Raw genomic sequence first — 18,231 nt, forward strand, 5'->3', positions numbered from 1 at the left:
GCCGGTCAGCCGTCGAGGGCGAAGACCGGTCCCGTCCGGCCCGCCATCTGGCAGGCGTTCGAGAACGTCTCGCGGTACTCGATCGGCCGGCCGTTCCACTGCCCGCGCGCCTGGGCGGTCACCGGGGCGTAGACCATCGGGCACATCGCACCCCTGAGCGGGGTGAGACGGGCGACGTCACCGCCCACCGTGTCGAGTTCGGCGCAGGCCTCGGCCGCGCGGGGGTACCCCTGGGGCGGGTCGCACAGCAGCAGCGCGTCACGGGTGTCGCCGGACGGGCTGTCGCCCTTGGTGACGGTCAGGTAGAGGTAGTCGCCGTCACGCGTCACGTCCGGCGCGGCCTGGGCCGGGGCGGCGGCGAGAAGGACGGCGGCCGCCAGCAGGGCACCGCGGGCCGCTGCCGTTTTGCTGAGGTGCGGGAGAAGCGTCATTCCCCGTGCATCGGCACGGCGGGCTCGGTCCCCCAGCCCGACTCACCCGATCGGGCACGCACGCGCGCGTGGCGCTGCGCCAGTTCGAACGCGCTCAGGACCACGCGTGTCTGGTACTCGGCCTGGCGTGCGACCGGGATCCAGCGCGCGCCGAGGCTGTCGTGGTAGTCCGCGCACCAGGTGTCGATCAGGAGGTCCAGGCCGGGCAGGGCGGCGGCGGGGTCGTGGCCGGTGCTGCGCAGCAGCTGGTGCAGCAGCCCGGCGGTGCGCAGGGCCATCCGGCGTCCGGCGATGCGCAGCGCGGCCAGGTGGGCGGAGCTGAGCGGGGGCAGCGGACGGGCGCTGCCGGCGTCCGTGTCGGGGTCCCAGGCGTCGGCGAGGACGGGACAGACCAGCAGGTGGTCGTCGACCGGCGCGAGCAGCCGGGCCGCGTCCGGCGCCGTGGACAGCTGCGTCCTGACCCGGGCCAGGACGCCGTCCAGGAGGTCTGTGTCGCGCCGCAGGGTCCGGCTGACGGAGCGCAGCGCCGCGTCCCGGTCGGCGGGCGGTGTGCCGTCCTGGACGGCGGCCACACCCCACATGGGCGCCTCGACGATGGCGGTGACGGTGCCGTGCCGGTACGGGTGGAACCAGGTGGACTCGACGGCGGCCTCGGTGAGGGCGGCGGCCAGGCCGCCCCGGCGGGGCGGCGGGACGCGGTAGACGGCCTGGCCCAGGGTGGGCCAGTACAGGGTGTCGTAGGCGCCGAGTTCGCGGGGGATGCCGAGCCGGGTCGCGGTGTGCGCGAGGCGCCGGTCGAGACCCGGCAGGTCGCGGGTCAGCTCGACGAAGCCGCCGCCGACGTCGACGCCGTGCAGCGAGCACTGGAGGAAGGGCCGCAGCTCGTCCTGGACGTCGAGCAGCGCCCGGGTCTCGGGCAGCGCGGCGGCGGCCGCCCCGTCGGGCAGCCACTCGGGCTGCTCCAGGAAGCCGGGCCGGAAGAAGTTCCGGAAGTAGTGGCCCAGGGTGTACGGCCCGGCCAGCCAGCCCTCGTTGCGGCGGGAGCCGTCGGGGTCCAGGCACAGCAGCAGGTTCCAGGTGACGTCGGCGTCCTCGGTCAGCCTCGGGTCGGCGAGGACCCGGTCGGCGAGGCGCAGCACGGTGGCACCGCCGACGGGTTCGTTGGCGTGCGGGCCTGCGACGACGAGGACGTGACGGGAGCCGTGACCGATGGAAAGCAGCCACATCGGGGTACCCGCGCGGGAGACGCCCGCCCTGCGCAGCCGGGCGTCCCGGGGGCGGTCGGCGACCAGTACGGCCGCCCGCGAGGCGAGCTCGTCCACGGACGGGTAGCGGAGGAGGGGCGGCAGGTCACACCTCCACTATGCGGTGCTGTCGATTCACATCGTGTGCATGACGTACGCACAGTCAGTCACGACTTGAGGGGTACGTCAACACCACGACGGACAAACACTTTTCGGCCACCGCGCGGGTCGTACGCAGGAGGTACGCAGGAGATATGCGGCAGGCCGGCGGCGGGGTCGGCCGGGTCGACCTCGGACTCAGCCGCCCGCGAGCCGGAAGAACATCCGGCCGAAGCCGACCTGGTCGCCCTCGCGGACCACGGCGGCGCCGGTCACCCGGCGGCCGTTGACGGTCGTGCCGTTGGTGGAGCCGAGGTCCCGCAGGACCCACAGGCCGCCCTGGTGGCGGAGTTCGGCGTGCACCCGGGAGACCGTCTCGTGGTTGAGCCGCAGCCCGTTGGCGGGGTCGCGGCCGATGCGCAGCGGGTGGCCGTTGCCCGGGTGCGGCAGCAGCAGCTTGGGCAGCCGCTCGGCCTGCCAGGCCCGGCGCAGCCGTACGGTGAAGCCGGAGACGGCCTCGACGGTGCCGAAGAGCACGCGCGCGAAGCGGCTCTCCTGGGGCAGGTCGGCGGTGAGCGCCGCGAGTTCGTCGGTGCGGCGGGCGGCGAGCGCCAGCTCCATGCGGCGCACGAACGTGTCGTGCGACAGCCGTCCCATGGCGACGCCGTCACGCAGCACGCTCAGCGCCTTCTCGCGCTCCGCGTCGGACAGCCGCGCGGGGTAGGTGTGGAACTCGAAGGACGACGTCACGCTGCCGATTCTGAGTCAGTGAACCCCGGGTGTCCAGAAAACGGGGAAACGGCCGTCACGCGCGCGTACGTACGGCGACACCCGCCGGGAAAGCGGGGATTCAAAAGCGGACTGATCGCTTTTCACGGCACGATGGACGGACTACCTCACGAGGAGCCAGACGAAGGGGACCGTCCGTGCAGTTCGAGGTGTGGGCACCGCAGGCAGACCGTGTGACGCTCCATTGCGACGGCGCCACGCGCGCGTTGGAGCGCGACCGGGAACGGCCCGGCTGGTGGACCGGGGAGGCGGACGCCGAGGACGGCACGCGGTACGGGTTCGCCCTGGACGACGGCCCGGTGCTGCCCGACCCGCGCTCGCGCCGCCAGCCGGACGGCCCGGACGGGCTCAGCGCGGTCGTCGACCACGAGCGCCACGAGTGGCGTGCCGCCTGGCCGGGGCGCGCGCTGCCGGGCGCGGTGCTCTACGAGCTGCACGTGGGCACGTACACCCCCGAGGGCACCCTGGACGCGGCCGCCGGCCGTCTCGGCCACCTGCGGGAACTGGGCGTCACGCACGTGGAGTTGATGCCGCTGTGCCCGTTCCCGGGCCGGCACGGCTGGGGGTACGAGGGGGTCTCGCTGTGGGCGGTGCACGAGCCGTACGGCGGCCCCGAGTCGCTGAAACGGTTTGTCGACCGGGCCCATGAACTCGGCCTCGGTGTCGTCCTGGACGTCGTGCACAACCACCTCGGCCCGTCCGGCAACTACCTGCCCGCCTTCGGGCCGTACTTCACGGAGACGCACCAGACGCCCTGGGGCTCCGCGGTCAACCTGGACGCGCCCGGGTCGGACGAGGTGCGCGCGTATCTGGTGGGCAGCGCGCTGGCCTGGCTGCGCGACTACCGGATCGACGGGCTGCGCCTGGACGCCGTGCACACGTTGTGCGACACGCGCGCGTGCCACTTCCTGGAGGAGCTGTCGTCGGCCGTGGCCGCGCTGGCGGCCGAGTCGGGCCGGCCGCTGTTCCTCGTCGGCGAGTCCGACCTGAACGACCCGCGGGTCATCACCCCCCGCGCGGAGCACGGGCTCGGCCTGGACGCGCAGTGGAACGACGACTTCCACCACGCCCTGCACGCCGCGCTGACCGGCGAGGAACAGGGCTACTACGCCGACTTCGCCCGTGCCCCGTTCGCCGCTCTCGCCAAGACGCTCACCGGCGGCTACTTCCACGACGGCACGTACTCCAGCTTCCGGGGCCGCCGGCACGGCCGCCCGCTGGACCGCGCGCACGTGGCCGGGCACCGGCTGCTCGGCTACACCCAGACCCACGACCAGGTCGGCAACCGGGCCCAGGGCGACCGGCTCTCGGCGGCCCTCTCCCCCGGCCTGCTGGCCTGCGCCGCCACCCTGGCCCTGACCGCGCCGTTCACGCCGATGCTGTTCATGGGCGAGGAGTGGGCGGCCGGCACTCCCTGGCAGTTCTTCACCGACCACACGGACCCGGACCTGGCGGAGGCCGTACGGCGCGGCAGGCGGCGGGAGTTCGCGGCGCACGGGTGGGCCGAGGAGGACGTACCCGATCCGCAGGACCCGGCGACCCGGGAGCGGTCCTGCCTGGACTGGTCGGAGCCGGAACGCGAGCCGCACGCGCGCGTGCTGGCCTGGTACCGCCGGCTGATCGCCCTCCGCCGCGAACAGCCGGACCTCACCGATCCCGATCTCGCCGACACCAAGGTGGCGTACGACGAGGTGGCCCGCTGGCTGGCGTTCCGGCGCGGGGACGTACGGGTGGCGGTGAACCTGGGCAAGGAGCCGGCCGCGATCCCGCTCGGCACCGGCCGGGTGGAGGTCCTGGCCGCGTGGGACCCCGTGACGGCACCGGACACGGACGGGGTGCTGCGGGTGCCGGGCGAGGCGTGCGTGGTCCTGACCCAGGCCTGAGCACCGCCCTGACCGTGCCGGCCCTGGCCTGAGCACCGGCCGCCCCGCTGCGGCTCATCGCCGCCGGACCGCCGCATCCGCTACAGCCCGTCGTCGTCCTCGGTGTCCTCGCGCAGTTCCGTCACCCGCTCCAGCAGGATCGTCTCCCAGGCGCGCCGGAGCTGGGTGCGCAGCAGCGGCAGGGGACTGTCGTCGCGGCCTTCGAGGCGGTCGGTGAGGCGGATGACGGTGTCGCAGCGGGCCAGCCACAGACCGCGCAGGCAGGGGCGGGCGCCGTAGCCGGCGAGGGTGGCGGCGCGGACGGCCGCGCCGGAGCCGACCGCGAGGGCGAGCCCGGCGATGTCCTCGGCGGGGTCGCCCACCACGCTGCCGGTCCAGTCGAGGACGCCGCGCACCCTGCCGTCGGCGCTGACCACCAGGTGCTCGCCCTTGAGGTCGTGGTGGGCCAGCACGGCGGTACCGGCCTGGGCGGCGAGCTGGGCCGCGCCCGGCGGGGTCAGCTGGAGCAGCCGGGCCGGGTCGAACTCGTCGGCGGCGGCGAGCCGTTCGGCGGCGTGCACGGCCATGCGGCGCAGCGCCTCCAGGGACCGCGGCGGGGTGCGCGGCACACCGAGCGTCTCGGCCTGCCGCACGGGCACCTCGCGCAGCCCGGTGAGCAGCCCGGCCAGGTCCGCCTCGCCGACCGCGGAGACGTCGTGCTCCTCGGCCGTGCCGCCGGCGATCACGGTGTCCAGCGTGTACGTCAGCCCCGGCGCCCACTCACCGTGCGCGACGCTGGTCGGGACGGCGACGGGCAGGTGCGGCCGGACCAGGTCGCGCAGGCGCAGTTCGCGGCGCCGGCGGGCGGCGGCGTCCCGGTCGGGGGCGAGGCGCAGCACATGGCGGGCGCCGACCCACCAGGTGAAGGGCGCACCGCCCGCCGCGACGGGCCGCACCTCGGGGCCCGGGGTTCCGCCCGCGCCCTCCTTGAGCAGCGAGCGGACCAGTCTGCGGACGGTGTCCGCGGTGGGAGTCGGTGCCTGGGTCATGGATCGCGCCGTTGCCGTTCGGGATGGGGTAGGGGCGAGCGGGTGGTTCCGGGGCCGGGTCGGTCAGCTCACGATGACCATCTCGCGGGTGGTGTTGTTGAAACGACGGCCGCCGTCCGCGGTCACCGTGACGATGTCCTCGATCCGTACCCCGAAGCGGCCGGGCAGATAGATGCCGGGCTCCACGGAGAAGCACATCCCGGGCACGAGCGGCTGCTCCTCGCCCTCGATCATGTACGGCGGCTCGTGCGTGGTGACCCCGATGCCGTGGCCGGTGCGGTGGATGAAGAACTCGCCGTACCCGGCGTCGGCGATGACCGCGCGGGCGGCCCGGTCGACCTCCTGGCAGGCCGCGCCGGGGCGTACCGCCCGGAAACCGGCCTCCTGGGCGGCGCGCACGATGTCGTGCACCTCGCGCTCCTCGGCGGTCGGCGGGCCCACGTGCACGGTGCGGGTGGTGTCGGAGCCGTAGCCGTCCTTGAGGCCGCCGAAGTCGAGGACGACCATGTCGCCGTCCTGGACGACCCGGTCGCCGACCTCGTGGTGCGGGTTGGCGCCGTTGGGTCCTGAGCCGACGATGGTGAAGTCGACCTGGTCGTGGCCGAAGCGGCGCAGCAGGTCGGCGAGGTCGTGGCCGACGTCGGACTCGCGGCGGCCGGCGAAGGGAACCTTGCGGATCTCCTCGAACGTTGAATCGGCAGCCGCTCCGGCGGCGGCGAGGAGTTCGAGCTCGGCCGCGTCCTTCACGGCGCGGAGCATGGGCAGCGCGTCGGTGAGGGAGGCGTAGGACGTGCCGGGGAGTGTCTTCTGCAGGCCCAGCAGGTGCATGGCCCAGGCGTTGTCGCTGATACCGAACCGGCCGTCCTTGTCGAGCAGGCCGGCGGTCACCGCGTAGGGGTCCGTGCCGTCGGTCCAGTCCTGCAGGGACAGCACGGCCGCGCCGTCGGCCTTCTCGGCGTCGGGGGCTTCGAGGGTGGGGACGACCAGCACGGGGTCCCTGCCGGGGGCCAGGACGAGGAGGGTGAGCCGTTCGGTGACGGCGGTGGGGGTGTAGCCGGTGAGCCACACCATGTCGGGGCCGGGGGCGATGAGGAGGCCTGCGAGGCCGGCGTCCGCCGCGGTGTGCGCTGCGCGCGTCATGCGGGACTTGTAGTCGGCGGCATCGAAGGGGGCGGCGGGTGTGGTGCCGGTCATCCAGGGCCTCCTTGCGCGGGTGAGGTGGCTGTACGGGCCTCGGCATGCATCCTGCCCGGATAGGAGGGGCCGCGCGAGCCGGTTTGCGCACAAGCGCCGTTGCATGTCTCGGTTGTGTGGCGGGTGCGGATGCGTTGTGGCTGGTCGCGCAGTTTCCCGCGCCCCTTTGGGGCGCGTCCGTGCGGGTGTTCTCAGGTGACGACACCCGGCACCACAGTCAGCTGCTGATACCCCCCGCTCGCGTGCCGCACCGTGAGTTTCGCCTCCTTGCCCGGCCGGGTGCCGGTCACCACTCGGACCAGGTCGGCGGCGCTGTCGATCCGTCGGTCGCCGAGCTGGAGCAGTACGTCGCCGCGCACCAGCCCCGCCGTGTAGCCGGGCCCCGGCACATGGACGCCGACCACCAGCGCGCCCACCTTCTCGGCGTCCACGGCCTCCACGCCCAGGGTCGCGGCGGCCGTCGGCGAGGGTGTGGCCGACGGTGCGGGGCTCGGTGCCGGCGGCGGGGCCTGGCGCCGCAGTTCGGCCAGTTTGCTCATGCCGATCACCGTGGCGCCCACCGTGCCCAGCCCGACCCCGGACAGCACCAGGACCGTGCCGACGAGGAATCCGAACAGCAGGGTTCTGATCCGGCGGCCGCGGTGGCGCGCGGCGTGCGGGCGCCGGGCCGGGTCGGGTGGGGGGCTGTCCCCGCGTTCCTGGCCGGGGATCGGTTTGGGACGCAATGCGGTCTGTTCCATGAATTCGCCTCCACCCCGAGCCCTACCCGGCGCACGCGGGCGCGACGAGACACGAACGAGTGAGACTGACCCTGGGTCAACCGCGGGAAGCCTCATCCCTCGCTCAGGCCATGCGCACCGTCGAGCAGGCTCGCCACGAGGTTCGCCGCCGCTCCCGCGGGGGTCCCGCCGTACACCAGTTCCACCCGGTGCACGAGGCGTGGTGCGGTGACGGGGACGGCGACCGTGCCGGGGACTTCGGCGGCCGTGCGCCGGGGCAGCAGGGTGAGGCCGTGGCCGGCGGCGGTCAGGGCGGTGAGGGTGCGGACGTCGGAGCCGTCGTAGCGCAGCGCCGGGCGGAAGGCGCCGCCGCCGGTCGCGGTGCGCAACTGGCTCAGCGGCGGGGCCGCGTCGGGTGCGTCGAGCCAGCGGGCGTCGGCGAGGTCCGCGAGGCGCAGGCCGGGGCGGCGGGCGAGGGGGTGCCCGGCGGGGAGCAGGACGGCGACGGGCTCCTCGCCGACGCCGTGTGTGCTCAGGGGAGCCACGTCGGGCAGCCGCAGGGGGTCGCTGGGGGCGGCGAGGCCGTCGAGCAGGCCCAGGTCGGCGGTGCCGGTGGCGACGGCGGCCGGGATCCCGTCGCGGGGCAGGACGCGCACGGTGACGCCGGCGGCGGGGAGCGCGGCGAGGACGGCGGGGCCGAGTGCGGTCGGGGTGGCGGCGAGGGTCAGACCGGGCGCGGGTGCGGCGGCCAGCCGTACCACGTCCGCGCGGGCCGCCTCCAGGCGCAGCAGCAACGGGCCGGCGTGCTCAAGCAGCCGTTCACCGGCCGCCGTCGGGGTCACCGGACGGCGGGTGAGCAGGGTGGCGCCGAGGTCCTGTTCGAGGGCGGCGATGTGCTGGGAGACCGCGGACTGGGTGTAGCCCAGCTTGCGCGCGGCCTCCGAGAAGGACGCGAGGCGGGCCACGGTGACGTACGTGCGCAGGAGGTGCGGGTCCATGCCGCACAGCATCGCATCAGCGATCCTTATCGAGAGTCCAGGAATCATCGTTGGACGTGAACCGGAGCGGGCGCCCAGGATGAGCCCATGACGAACTCCGCAGCTCGGACCGCCACGATCGCCCTGGTCGGGGACCGCTCCCCCAACGTCGTGTCGCACACCCGGATCCCGCTTCTGCTGGACGCGCTCGCCGAGCGCGACCGGCTGGTCCTCGACGCCTACTGGATCCCCTCCGAGGATGCCGAGGACGCGGACGCGGTGCGCGGCTTCGACGCGGTGTGGGTGCTGCCGGGCAGCCCCTACCGCAGCGAAGCGGGCGTGCTGCGGGCGATCCGCACCGCCCGCGAGGAGGGCATCCCCTTCCTGGGCACCTGCGGGGGTTTCCAGCACGCGCTCCTGGAGTACGCCCGCAACGTCTGCGGTCTGACCCGGGTCGCGCACGCCGAGAACGATCCCGGCGCCGAGGACCTCCTCATCGAGCCGCTGGCCTGTTCACTGGTGGGTCACGAGGCCGCGGTGCGCGTCGAGCCGGGCACGCTGGCCGAGTCGGCGATCGGCTCGGGGCGTACGGTCGAGCGCTACTTCTGCTCGTACGGCCCCTCCCGCCGCCTCGACACCCTGCGCGCCCACGGGCTGCTGCTGTCGGGACACGACGAGGACGGCCAGGTCCGTGTCGCCGAACTGCCCGGCCATCCCTTCTTCCTGGCCACGCTCTTCCAGCCGGAGCTGTCGGGTGACGGCTCGCGCCCGCATCCGGTGATCCGGGCGCTGGGCCGGGCGGCGGTCGCCCATGCCACGGAGCGGATGCGCACGTCGGCGTGAGGCCGCGCCCGCCCCGAGTGGCGGAACGGGCACGGCGGCCCTGCCGTCCGGCCCAGGCCGCGGCCGCGTTGCTCAGCGGCCGAGGCGTGCGCGAACCATGTTCACCATGGCGTCGACCTCGTTGATGCGCATCATGCGCGCGAGGGTGACGAACAGAGCGACCAGCACGGTCGCTCCTGCGGCGAGTGCGATGAGCGCGGCGACGACGGCGAGGTGAATCGCGGTCATCAGCCAGGCGGCGCCGATGGCGTAGGCCAGGCCGTATGCACAGGTGGCCTGCGGCATCTGCCGCAGCAGGAGCGCGTAGTCGTATGCGGTGATGCCGGCGCCGGGGGGTCCGGCTTTCTCCGCGGTTTCGCCGGCGGCGGTGGCCGGCGCCGGGTCGGTGCGGCGGTCAGGGCTGCGGCGGCGCCTGCGGCGAAGGCCCCTGTCGGAACACGCCCGGCCTGACGAAGAACGCAGAGGGCCCGCCCCCGGCTTGGACCGCTCCCGTCGTCGCCGGAGGGCGTTGTCAGTGGGGGCTGTTACGTTCTGTGACATGAGCGATCACTGTCTGCGGCTGCTTCGGCAGCACCGTCGCCTGGCCGAACTGGCGGCGTTCCCCTTCGACTTCGACCTGGACCGGACCGGCGACGGCCATGCCGAGCCGGTGCGTCTTGCCTCCGGTGGCTCCCTGGAGGCGGTGGCGGGCTGCGACACCGGCGGCACGTACTTCGTGTGCGCGGACGGCTCGTTGCTCTACGCGGACTCGGAGGGATCGGCCGGGATCATAGGGTCGTCCGTCGACGAGGCGCTGGAGATCATGATCGGCCTGCCGGGCTGGCGCGACCACCTCCATCTGTCTCCGGCGGACGGCACGGAGAAGATCCTCACGCACGTGGCCCGGATCGAGGAGGAGATCCGGGAGTACCACGGTATCGACGCCGAGCGCACCGAACTCCGCACCGCCCTGGGCCTGCCCGACCGCTCCCCCGTCGAACTGCTCGGCATGCTGCACACGGCCCTGCTGCGCACCGAGCCCGACTTCCTCCTGCTCAACGCGGACGAGGGCTGCGCCTACGACCTGCTCGACCCGCACCCCCGGCCGCCCCTGTGGCACTCGGTACGGCACGAGGTCCCCGGCGACCCGGCCGACGAGCCGCTGTCGACCTGGACCCGGCTGGCTGCCGAGCAGGGGATGACCGAGCTCGCCCGGGTGGCGCTGATCCGGCGACTGGACGAGATATCCATGGACCAGGGCACACTGCTCCGGCCCGGCAGCAGAAAGGACCTCGACCTGTCGCCGCTTCTCTGGCTGGCAGCGGAGTTCGAGCAGCTCGGCGACCTGCCGCAGGCCGAGCGCGCCCGGCGGCTGCACAGCGCCCTCCGGTAGGAAACCCGGGCCGCCCGGCCCGTCAGGCGACCGGGAGTGCCGGGGCGAGCGGTGGGCGGTCCGGGAGGAAGCCGTGGGCCCGGCGGGCGAGGTGGTCCGCCTTGTAGCGGTCGACGTGCCGGTGCCAGTTGAGGATGCCGGCCATCCAGTTCTGCAGGTCGCGGACGTAGGCGTCGGTAGCCGCACGCTCCTCGGCCGACAGCTCGAAGTCGTCGTACACGACCGGGAGTTCGCCCGCGACGACGTGTTCGAACTGCTGCATCCGCTGGGTCATCAGGTCGTGTACGACGTGGAGCGCGGTCGGGTAGTCGACGCCGAAGAAGTTCTGGACGACGAGGATCGCATTGTGCAGCTCGCCCTCGTACTGGATCTCCTTCTGGTAGGAGAAGACGTCGTTGACGAGCATGCCGTAGTCGATGGCCGCGTTCTCCAGGGAGCGCACCGGGCCGCTGCGGTACACCTCCGGGGGGACCGCGGGGCCGTGGCCGCGGCGGGCCAGGCTGAGGGTGAGGTCGGAGCCGAAGGTGGCCCGGCGCATCTCCAGGTAGTCGATCGGGTCGGGGATGCGCTGCTGGAGCTGGTTGGACAGCTCCCAGAGCCAGCTCTCGGTCATCGCGTCGACGGACTGTTTGAGGGCGAGCCTGTCTTCGGGGCTCATCCCGGCGGTGGTGCGGGCCCACAGGTCGATCAGGCCGCGTTCCATGCCGGTGGCCGGCACGGGCACGGGCTCGTCGGCGAGGGGCATGCAGGCCGAGAGGCGGGCCGTGGCGAGCCGGGCGCCGGCCAGGTCGCGCCGGGTGCCGAAGCAGAGAGGGTAGTAGTCGTCGGCGTAGGTCCCCCAGGCCAGCCACTGGGCGCTCAGGTCGAGTTCCTCCGGGGTGGCGTCGGGGTCGATGCCCGCGGAGCAGAGCACGAGGTCACCGGCGGCGAGCCGGTCCTCGTCCCAGACGCCCTCGGACAGCATGCCGGTGCTGTGCATCCAGGCGGTCAGCCGGGGCCGGGCCGCGTCCAGGTTCGGGTTGACCTCGACCTCGTACGGCATGTGGAAGTCGGGCAGGAGGGAGGGGCCGACCTGCTGGAACGGCACATGGGAGTAGGCGCGCAGGCGCTCCGCCGCGGCCGCGGCGAGCAGGGCGCCGACGTCGGCCGCGGAGGTGCCGGGGCCGGTGAGGTGCTGCCAGGGCGAGGACGGGACGGCGCCCTGGTTCATGTAGCGGCTGGAGCGCAGGTGCCATTCGTGGCCGCCGGACTGCCAGTCCTGGAGGCCCTTGGTGTAGGCGGCGATCGCGGCGGTCTGGTCGGGGGTGAGGCCCTTCTCGACGGCGAGGGCCGGGACTTCGGTGAGCGCGGTGTGCTCGAACTGGTGGAGGCGGGAGGTGAGGATGTCGTTGACCGCGTCGGCGGCCTCCTGGGTGGTGCAGTCGAAGAAGGTCTCCAGGACCAGCACGCCGTTGCTGTTCTCGCCCTCGTCCTCCACCTCGCGCTGGTAGGAGAACAGGTCGTTGCGCAGATGGACGGCGTCGGCGAAGGTCTCCATCAGCACCCTGAGCGGCCGCGAGCCGGCGGCGGCCGCGGGCACCTCGGCCGTCGCGTACTCGACCAGCCCCGCGGACCAGGGCGCGCCGCCGACCTTGCGGCGCATCTCGATGTACTCGACGGGGTTGGCGATCCGTCCCTCGTTGATGTTGGACAGCTCCCACATCGACTCGTTCAGCAGGTGCTCGGTGGCGACCGCGAAGCGGCGCCACCAGTCCACCGACATCGACGGCACCGTGCGCGCCCACAGGTCGGCGAGGCCCGCCTCGACCGGGTTCTGCGGCTCCGGCACGAGCGCCGCCAGGTCGAGCGGCATGAACAGCGGGAGCCGGTCGAGATGGGCCTTGCCGGCGGCGCGGTCCTGGGTGCGCTTGTACATGTCGAGGAAGTGGTCGTCGAAGAAGAACACCCACACGTACCAGTCGGTGATCAGCGAGAGGGCGGGGCCGTCGCAGTCGGGGTGGGTGTAGCTGCACAGCAGGCCGTAGTCGTGGGCCTCCAGGTCGGCCTGGGTCCAGATCCCGGACCCCTCCAGCATCCCCATCTCGCGGGCCCACTCGGTGGAATGGGCCCGGGCCTCCTCCAGGTGCGGGTTGAGCCGCGCGGGATACGGCATGTAGAAGTGCGGGAGTTCGAACGGCTGCGTCATGGCCGGGGCCCTACCCGCGCGCCGCAAGGGCCATCCGCCACGCGGCACATGATCACACCATCGCGTGAACCGACGGGGAATCGGGGATCAGCCTCCTTCGAAGCATGCACACAGCGCCTTCGGGCCGCCGCCCGGCCGGACCGTCTTGCCGGGTACCGGCGCACGGGCCACGGTGGTCGCATGACCACATCTGCCGACGGCGGTGCGGCCCCGCCCGTCCCCGACGTCTTCGATCCGCGCCGGTACGCGGCCGCCGTGCCGTACGCCGACTACCGCGTTCTGCGCGACCACCATCCCGTGGCCTGGCAGCGGGAGCCGGAGGTACTGGGATGGCCGGCCGGGCCGGGGTTCTGGGCGGTGGCACGGCATGCGGACGTGGTGCGGGTGCTGAAGGACCCGGGGACGTACTCGTCGCGGCTCGGCGCGACCCAGATCCGGGATCCGGACCCGGAGGATCTGCCCTTCATCCGGCGCATGATGCTCAATCAGGATCCGCCGCAGCACGGCCGGTTGCGGCGGACGGTGAGCCGGGCCTTCACTCCGGGGCGGATCGAGCGGTTCGGGGCGGTGGTGCGGGAGCGGGCGCGGACCCTGTTCGCCCGGGCCCTGGAGTCGGCCCGGACGGGGGACGGCACGGTGGACCTGGTCGCCGCCGTCACCGACGAGTACGCGCTGCTCAACCTCGCCGACCTGCTGGGCGTCCCGGAGAGCGACCGGGGGCTGCTGCTGCACTGGACGCAGCGGGTGATCGGCTACCAGGACCCGGACGAGGCCGGCCCCGGCATGCTCGACGGCGAGGGCCGGCCGGTGAACCCGCGGTCACCCGCGATGCTGCGGGACATGTTCGGGTACGCCCGGCAACTCGCCGCGCACAAACGCCGAAACCCGGCCGACGACGTCATGACGGCCCTCGCCCAGGACGCCGAACTCGCCGACGGCGAGCTGGAGATGTTCTTCTTCCTGCTGACGGTCGCGGGCAACGACACCGTGCGCTCGGCCGCCCCCGGCGGGCTGCTGGCGCTGGCGGAACACCCGGAGTCGTACGGCCTGTTGCGCGCCGGGAAGGCCGGGGCGGACGGCGCGGTGGACGAGTTGCTGCGCTGGCATCCCCCGGTGCTGACCTTCCGCCGCACCGCCGCCCGGGACACCGAGCTGGGCGGGCGGCGCATCAGGAAGGGCGACAAGGTGGTCGTCCTGCACGCCTCGGCCAACCGTGACGAGCGGGCCTTCGCCGAGCCCGACCGGCTCGACCTCACCCGTGCGCCGAACCCGCACGTGTCCTTCGGGGACGGGCCGCACGTCTGTCTGGGCGCGCACTTCGCCCGGCTCCAGCTGCGCGCGCTCTACGCCGAGGCACCGGCCGTCCTGAAGCCCGCCGGCCCCGCCGGGCGTCTCGTCTCGAACTTCATCAACGGGCTCAAGTCGCTGCCGGTGTACCTGGGTTGACCTGGATCAGAGCATGGGTGCCGGCCGTGCGCCAGCGCTCCGCCTCGGCCGCGTCCAGGGCTGCCTCGGTGTCCGCGGAGAGCCCGGTGACCACATCGGACTTGAGGGTGCGCAGCGCGGCCACCGGGCCCGGGAACCAGGCGGTGACGTCGGCGAAGGGGGTGGTCGGCGGATAGAGACGGTCGCCCACCAGGCGGCGGTAGTTGAGGTCGCCCTTGAAGACCGTCAGTGCGGCCGAGGCGAACTCGGCGCGCAGGTCGCCGGGCATCTCGGCGTACGGCAGCGGGGCGCAGGAGAAGGGGTGGGCGCGCACCGCGAGGCGGCCGTCGGCCATCGCCGACCAGAGGGTACGGCCGTATCCGGCGGCGGCGCCCGGGGCGGCGGTGAGCCTGCGCAGGGCGTCGAGCACGTCGGCGGTGGTGGCGTCGGAGACGTAGTACGGGTACGGCTTGATGTGCAGGACCGCGCGGGCGATGCGGCCGGTGTCCAGGAGGTGGGCGATCAGCAGCAGGTCGGGGACGAGTTCGCGGCCCGCGTTGTCGGCGACGAGGCACAGGGTGCCGCCGTGCAGCAGCGGCCACAGGGCGGCGCTGTCGTCGGCGACCAGGGCGGCGACGGCCTCGCCCGACTCGGCGGCGGAGAGCCGGAAGCCGAGGTCGGCCCGGTTGCCCCAGAGGGAGCCGTGCAGCAGGGCCCGGTCCGGGTCGCCGTGGAGGTCGTCGAGCGCGGCCAGTTCCTCGTCGGTCTCCTTGGCGTCGAGTTCGGCGAGCTTGAACGGGCGGAACGGGTCGATGCCCTGCCAGGGGCCGGGGCCGAAGTAGCCGACGGCGTCGAGGAGTCGGCGGTAGAAGTAGCTCTCGGACCACAGCCACGGCACGTCGAACCAGGACCGGCCGGCGTAGGCGTCCAGGCCCCAGTCGCGCCAGCCGCTCGCGCCGTCGGGCAGGGGTTCGATCACGCCCTCGGTGCAGTTGTGCAGCAGCGCGTCCAGGGCGTGCTGCTGCGCCGGGCCGTACGGGAAGGCCTCCCGCACCTGGCGGATGATCGCGGGGTGCCGTTCGGCCAGCACGCTGTGCGGGAACGGGCCGGTGGTGCCGAGGATCACGGGTGCGGCGGCGGAGTCGGGCATGGGCGCCACGCTATCGCGCGGGCCGCCCGGCTCCGCCGAACCGCGGGGCGCCTGTCACGCCGTTCTGATCTCGCGCTCCAGCTGGGTGGCGAGGGTCAGGTAGCGGGCGCGCCGGTGCACCGGGACCAGGCCGCGGATCATCAGGTGCCACATCTCGGCGACCCGGCGCGGCAGTCGCCCCACCGGCTCCAGGTTGCGGCCGGCGACCCGGGTGCCGACGAAGAAGCAGACCAGGGAGTGCGCGACCGCGCCGACATCTATGTCGGGATGCACGTCGGACTCCTTGACGGCGCCCAGGAGTTTACGGGTGGCGAACTCCAGCCACTCGGTGAACGGGTGCCTGAGCGGTGGCCGTACGGTGACGTCCGCGGTGGCGAGGCGCAGGCCGGCGCGCGGGATCGGACCGTCGACGGAGAGCCGGGCGATCGCGAACGTGGTGCGCATCAGGGCTTCCAGCGAGGAGTAGCCGCGGCTGTCCATCTCCCTCACCAACTGGCTGGAGGTGCGGGACTGGAGCTCCATGATGGCGTGCGCCAGGTCCTCCTTGGCGGCGAAGTGGAAGTAGAGCGCCCCCTTGGTGACCTTCGCGTGTTCGACGATCTCGCTCAGGCTGGTGGATTCATAGCCGTGCCGGTCGAAGAGGTCGGCGGCGGCCGTGATGATGGTGGCACGGGTCTGCTCCGCACGTAACTGCCTCGCCATCGACTCGACGCTCCTTCACGGCTCCACGACTTCACGGCTTCCAAACCGACGGGGCATGCGGTTTGTTTTTTACCCCGTGCACACGATAGCTCACCGTGCGACAGCGGGAGGCAACTGTGCGGACCCGGTGCGGGACATGTACAAGTCGCGCGCGCGACCACGCGAACGGGGTCCGCAGTGCACAAACGGACGAGATCAGAACGTGCCCCTCCCTGGCGTGCGCACCGGTTTCCGGAGGTGACGCGGGCGGCCGGGCGACCATCGGTGATCGCCACGATACGAGCCGGACGGTTGGTTCTCAATGGCGCCCGGAAAGTCGGCAAAGCGGACGATCCGGTCGGTGCCGTGCACTTCGACCGGCCCGGTGACCGGCCGCGCTGAACGGTGCGGCCCCGGTTCCCGTACTCACCTCAACAGACCCTGTACCCGCGCCCGCCGAGGAGACGTCCCGGATGACTCGGACGACCGCCCGCCTGAGGCTCGTGGGAGCCGCCGCCGCGGCCCCGCTGCTGCTCCTGTCGTGGGCGGCGGGATCCGCCCGGGCGCACGGCGCACCCACCTATCCCGTCAGCCGGGCCTATGCCTGCTCCCCCAGCGGCGGCAGCGCCTCGACGGCGGCCTGCAAGGCCGCGATCGCGGCGAGCGGGCAGAACTTCGTCGCGTGGGACGACATACGGGTGGCGGGCGTCGGCGGCCGGGACCGGCAGGTGATTCCGGACGGCAAGTTGTGCAGCGGCAGTGTGCCGGCGTACAAGGGGCTCGACCTGGCGCGCACGGACTGGCCCGCGACCGAACTGACTCCGGGCGCCCGGATGACGATGACGTACGCCGCGACGATCGCGCACTCCGGCTCGTTCAAGCTGTATCTGACGAAGCCCGGCTACGACCCGGCCAAGCCGCTGACGTGGTCCGAGCTGCCCGCGCAGCCCTTCGCGGAGGTCAAGGACCCGCCGTTGACGAACGGGGCGTACCACTTCAGCGCGACGCTGCCCGCCGACCGGACGGGCCGTCAGGTGCTGTACACCGTCTGGCAGACCACCAGCACGCCGGACACCTACTACTCGTGCTCCGACGTGGTGTTCACGGCGAAGAAGGCCGCTCAGCAGGACGGGCAGAAGGACGCGAATAAGGACGGCGGGGCGACGGCGAGCGCGAAGCCTCGGTCGAGCGCGACGCCGGCTCCCAGCGCCTCGGCGAGCGCCACCGCCCGGGCACAGCGGACGGCGACGGCGGCCCCGGTCTCACCGACAACCGGAACCACCGCCGCCGACAGCACTCCCGTGGCCTCCGACACGGACTCCGGTTCGGGTCCGTCGGCACCACTGCTGGCGGGCGGCGCCGCCGCGGTGCTGGTGCTCACCGGCGGCGCCGCCCTGGCGTTGCGTCTACGTCGACGCTGACGACCTTTGTAACGAGGTCAGTTGGTGAAAACGGCAGCGCCGTTGTCGCTGACCGGGGCGTACTTGGCGGTGAAGTAGCCGGCGGACGGGCAGAGGATGGAGCCGGAGGACTTCGCGAACGCCTGGCTGCTGAAGGCGAGGCTGTTGTCGCTGTTGGAGCTCGTGCCGCTCAGGCTGGCGGCCTGGTAGACACAGGTGATGCTGCCCAGCAGGGTGGTCAGCTTGACGGTGGTCTGGATGGTCGAGCCGCTCGGCGGGGTGACCGTGACCGTGCCGTCCGAGGAGACCTTGGTGGTGTACGGCATGTTGTCGACCGTGATGCTGGAGACGCCGGTCACGCCGGTCACGTTGCTGGTGCAGCTGCTGAAGGTCTGCGCGGTGGCGGACTCGGTGGCGGTGCCGGAGGCGGCCGGGTTGTCGGTGACCGTCGCGGTGAAGGTCGAGGCCGCACAGGTGATGCCGCTGGTGCTGGTGGCGCTGGAGTAGAGGGTGGCGGTGGTACCGCTGGCCAGCGAAGCGGTGAGGGTGTCACCGACCGCGACGGCGGTGCCGCCGGCGCTGCCGGTGGTGAGCACGGCGCCGTCGGCGGAGGCGGGAACGGTGGCCGCGATCGAGAGGGCGGCGACGGTACCGGCGAGGGCGAGGAGGGATCGCGTACGCATGCGGGTTTGCCTCTTTCTTTGGGGGACTTGCGTGAGATGAGGTGGGGGGTGTGGGGGCGCGTAGACAGCGCCGGGCCGGGGACTCGCACCCCCCCACAAAAACAAAAAACGGAATCGGCAACCACACC

The 18,231-nt window shown here is 73.1% G+C and carries 17 protein-coding genes; 5 read left to right on the top strand and 12 right to left on the bottom strand.

Annotated features, from left to right (window positions below; all coding sequences use genetic code 11):
- Positions 1-5 precede the first annotated feature (5 nt).
- The 3 genes from ACWGKQ_RS42455 to ACWGKQ_RS42465 form a co-directional block, all read right to left on the bottom strand.
- Positions 6-431: an SSI family serine proteinase inhibitor gene (locus ACWGKQ_RS42455; RefSeq protein WP_453297392.1), complete on the bottom strand. Its 426-nt coding sequence runs from the start codon at positions 429-431 to the stop codon at positions 6-8.
- Positions 428-1,753 (bottom strand): M14 family zinc carboxypeptidase, encoded by a 1,326-nt coding sequence (locus ACWGKQ_RS42460; RefSeq protein WP_453297393.1) that lies wholly within the window; start codon positions 1,751-1,753, stop codon positions 428-430. The genes ACWGKQ_RS42455 and ACWGKQ_RS42460 overlap by 4 nt, the downstream gene beginning before the upstream one ends.
- Before the next feature lie 219 nt (positions 1,754-1,972).
- Positions 1,973-2,524 (bottom strand): FHA domain-containing protein, encoded by a 552-nt coding sequence (locus tag ACWGKQ_RS42465; protein ID WP_453297394.1) that lies wholly within the window; start codon positions 2,522-2,524, stop codon positions 1,973-1,975.
- 176 nt (positions 2,525-2,700) lie between these two features.
- Here ACWGKQ_RS42465 and treZ point away from each other — a divergent pair, with 176 nt between their 5' ends.
- The gene (gene treZ / locus ACWGKQ_RS42470) at positions 2,701-4,446 is read left to right on the top strand and encodes a malto-oligosyltrehalose trehalohydrolase (RefSeq protein ID WP_453297395.1); all 1,746 of its coding nucleotides are present in this window, start codon (positions 2,701-2,703) and stop codon (positions 4,444-4,446) included.
- Positions 4,447-4,526: 80 nt separating this feature from the next.
- On the opposite strand, the gene ACWGKQ_RS42475 is transcribed toward treZ, so the two are convergent.
- The 4 genes from ACWGKQ_RS42475 to ACWGKQ_RS42490 all read right to left on the bottom strand — a co-directional run bounded on the left by ACWGKQ_RS42475 (position 4,527) and on the right by ACWGKQ_RS42490 (position 8,385).
- A complete protein-coding gene (locus ACWGKQ_RS42475) occupies positions 4,527-5,474 on the bottom strand; it encodes a phosphotransferase family protein (protein WP_453297396.1) in 948 nt (315 codons plus the stop codon).
- Between the two features lie 63 nt (positions 5,475-5,537).
- Positions 5,538-6,668, bottom strand: coding sequence for an aminopeptidase P family protein (locus tag ACWGKQ_RS42480; RefSeq protein WP_453297397.1), 1,131 nt, complete (start codon positions 6,666-6,668; stop codon positions 5,538-5,540).
- 191 nt (positions 6,669-6,859) lie between these two features.
- Complete coding sequence (locus ACWGKQ_RS42485; RefSeq protein WP_453297398.1) at positions 6,860-7,408, bottom strand: PDZ domain-containing protein; 549 nt, start codon at positions 7,406-7,408, stop codon at positions 6,860-6,862.
- 92 nt (positions 7,409-7,500) lie between these two features.
- Positions 7,501-8,385: a LysR family transcriptional regulator gene (locus ACWGKQ_RS42490; RefSeq protein ID WP_453297399.1), complete on the bottom strand. Its 885-nt coding sequence runs from the start codon at positions 8,383-8,385 to the stop codon at positions 7,501-7,503.
- A gap of 87 nt (positions 8,386-8,472) precedes the next feature.
- Here ACWGKQ_RS42490 and ACWGKQ_RS42495 point away from each other — a divergent pair, with 87 nt between their 5' ends.
- Positions 8,473-9,207: a CTP synthase C-terminal region-related (seleno)protein gene (locus ACWGKQ_RS42495; RefSeq protein ID WP_453297400.1), complete on the top strand. Its 735-nt coding sequence runs from the start codon at positions 8,473-8,475 to the stop codon at positions 9,205-9,207.
- Between the two features lie 72 nt (positions 9,208-9,279).
- Here the strand turns inward: ACWGKQ_RS42495 and ACWGKQ_RS42500 are convergent, their stop codons facing one another.
- Complete coding sequence (locus ACWGKQ_RS42500) at positions 9,280-9,747, bottom strand: hypothetical protein (protein WP_453297401.1); 468 nt, start codon at positions 9,745-9,747, stop codon at positions 9,280-9,282.
- Between ACWGKQ_RS42500 and ACWGKQ_RS42505 the strand changes: the two genes are divergently transcribed.
- Positions 9,746-10,579 carry a hypothetical protein gene (locus tag ACWGKQ_RS42505; protein ID WP_453297402.1) on the top strand — a complete coding sequence of 278 codons (834 nt, stop codon included), beginning with the start codon at positions 9,746-9,748 and terminating at the stop codon, positions 10,577-10,579. The two genes, ACWGKQ_RS42500 and ACWGKQ_RS42505, sit on opposite strands and share 2 nt — an antisense overlap.
- Before the next feature lie 22 nt (positions 10,580-10,601).
- On the opposite strand, the gene cyc2 is transcribed toward ACWGKQ_RS42505, so the two are convergent.
- Positions 10,602-12,764, bottom strand: a complete 2,163-nt coding sequence (gene cyc2 / locus ACWGKQ_RS42510) for a germacradienol/geosmin synthase Cyc2 (RefSeq protein ID WP_453297403.1) — start codon at positions 12,762-12,764, stop codon at positions 10,602-10,604.
- A 180-nt stretch (positions 12,765-12,944) separates the two neighbouring features.
- On the opposite strand from cyc2, the gene ACWGKQ_RS42515 reads away from it, so the two are divergent.
- Positions 12,945-14,210, top strand: coding sequence for a cytochrome P450 (locus ACWGKQ_RS42515; RefSeq protein WP_453297404.1), 1,266 nt, complete (start codon positions 12,945-12,947; stop codon positions 14,208-14,210).
- Here ACWGKQ_RS42515 and ACWGKQ_RS42520 read toward each other — a convergent pair.
- On the bottom strand, positions 14,182-15,339 hold the full coding sequence (locus ACWGKQ_RS42520) for a damage-control phosphatase ARMT1 family protein (RefSeq protein WP_453297405.1): 1,158 nt from the start codon (positions 15,337-15,339) through the stop codon (positions 14,182-14,184). The two genes, ACWGKQ_RS42515 and ACWGKQ_RS42520, sit on opposite strands and share 29 nt — an antisense overlap.
- 54 nt (positions 15,340-15,393) lie before the next feature.
- Positions 15,394-16,041, bottom strand: a complete 648-nt coding sequence (locus ACWGKQ_RS42525; protein WP_384041536.1) for a ScbR family autoregulator-binding transcription factor — start codon at positions 16,039-16,041, stop codon at positions 15,394-15,396.
- Positions 16,042-16,493: 452 nt separating this feature from the next.
- Between ACWGKQ_RS42525 and ACWGKQ_RS42530 the strand changes: the two genes are divergently transcribed.
- The gene (locus ACWGKQ_RS42530; RefSeq protein ID WP_453297406.1) at positions 16,494-17,441 is read left to right on the top strand and encodes a lytic polysaccharide monooxygenase; all 948 of its coding nucleotides are present in this window, start codon (positions 16,494-16,496) and stop codon (positions 17,439-17,441) included.
- Between the two features lie 17 nt (positions 17,442-17,458).
- Here the strand turns inward: ACWGKQ_RS42530 and ACWGKQ_RS42535 are convergent, their stop codons facing one another.
- Positions 17,459-18,103 (bottom strand): Tat pathway signal sequence domain protein, encoded by a 645-nt coding sequence (locus ACWGKQ_RS42535; RefSeq protein WP_453297407.1) that lies wholly within the window; start codon positions 18,101-18,103, stop codon positions 17,459-17,461.
- Positions 18,104-18,231 lie beyond the last annotated feature (128 nt).

The sequence above is a fragment of the Streptomyces sp. NPDC054770 genome, assembly GCF_053611985.1.

Excerpts from the sequence above, each read along its gene's own strand:
- ACWGKQ_RS42455 (WP_453297392.1), bottom strand. The coding sequence starts at position 431 with ATGACGCTTCTCCCGCACCTCAGCAAAACGGCAGCGGCCCGCGGTGCC.
- ACWGKQ_RS42475 (WP_453297396.1), bottom strand. The coding sequence starts at position 5,474 with ATGACCCAGGCACCGACTCCCACCGCGGACACCGTCCGCAGACTGGTC.
- ACWGKQ_RS42480 (WP_453297397.1), bottom strand. The coding sequence starts at position 6,668 with ATGACCGGCACCACACCCGCCGCCCCCTTCGATGCCGCCGACTACAAG.
- ACWGKQ_RS42485 (WP_453297398.1), bottom strand. The coding sequence starts at position 7,408 with ATGGAACAGACCGCATTGCGTCCCAAACCGATCCCCGGCCAGGAACGC.
- ACWGKQ_RS42490 (WP_453297399.1), bottom strand. The coding sequence starts at position 8,385 with ATGGACCCGCACCTCCTGCGCACGTACGTCACCGTGGCCCGCCTCGCG.
- ACWGKQ_RS42495 (WP_453297400.1), top strand. The coding sequence starts at position 8,473 with ATGACGAACTCCGCAGCTCGGACCGCCACGATCGCCCTGGTCGGGGAC.
- ACWGKQ_RS42505 (WP_453297402.1), top strand. The coding sequence starts at position 9,746 with ATGAGCGATCACTGTCTGCGGCTGCTTCGGCAGCACCGTCGCCTGGCC.
- ACWGKQ_RS42500 (WP_453297401.1), bottom strand. The coding sequence starts at position 9,747 with ATGTCACAGAACGTAACAGCCCCCACTGACAACGCCCTCCGGCGACGA.
- cyc2 (WP_453297403.1), bottom strand. The coding sequence starts at position 12,764 with ATGACGCAGCCGTTCGAACTCCCGCACTTCTACATGCCGTATCCCGCG.
- ACWGKQ_RS42515 (WP_453297404.1), top strand. The coding sequence starts at position 12,945 with ATGACCACATCTGCCGACGGCGGTGCGGCCCCGCCCGTCCCCGACGTC.
- ACWGKQ_RS42520 (WP_453297405.1), bottom strand. The coding sequence starts at position 15,339 with ATGCCCGACTCCGCCGCCGCACCCGTGATCCTCGGCACCACCGGCCCG.
- ACWGKQ_RS42525 (WP_384041536.1), bottom strand. The coding sequence starts at position 16,041 with ATGGCGAGGCAGTTACGTGCGGAGCAGACCCGTGCCACCATCATCACG.
- ACWGKQ_RS42530 (WP_453297406.1), top strand. The coding sequence starts at position 16,494 with ATGACTCGGACGACCGCCCGCCTGAGGCTCGTGGGAGCCGCCGCCGCG.
- ACWGKQ_RS42535 (WP_453297407.1), bottom strand. The coding sequence starts at position 18,103 with ATGCGTACGCGATCCCTCCTCGCCCTCGCCGGTACCGTCGCCGCCCTC.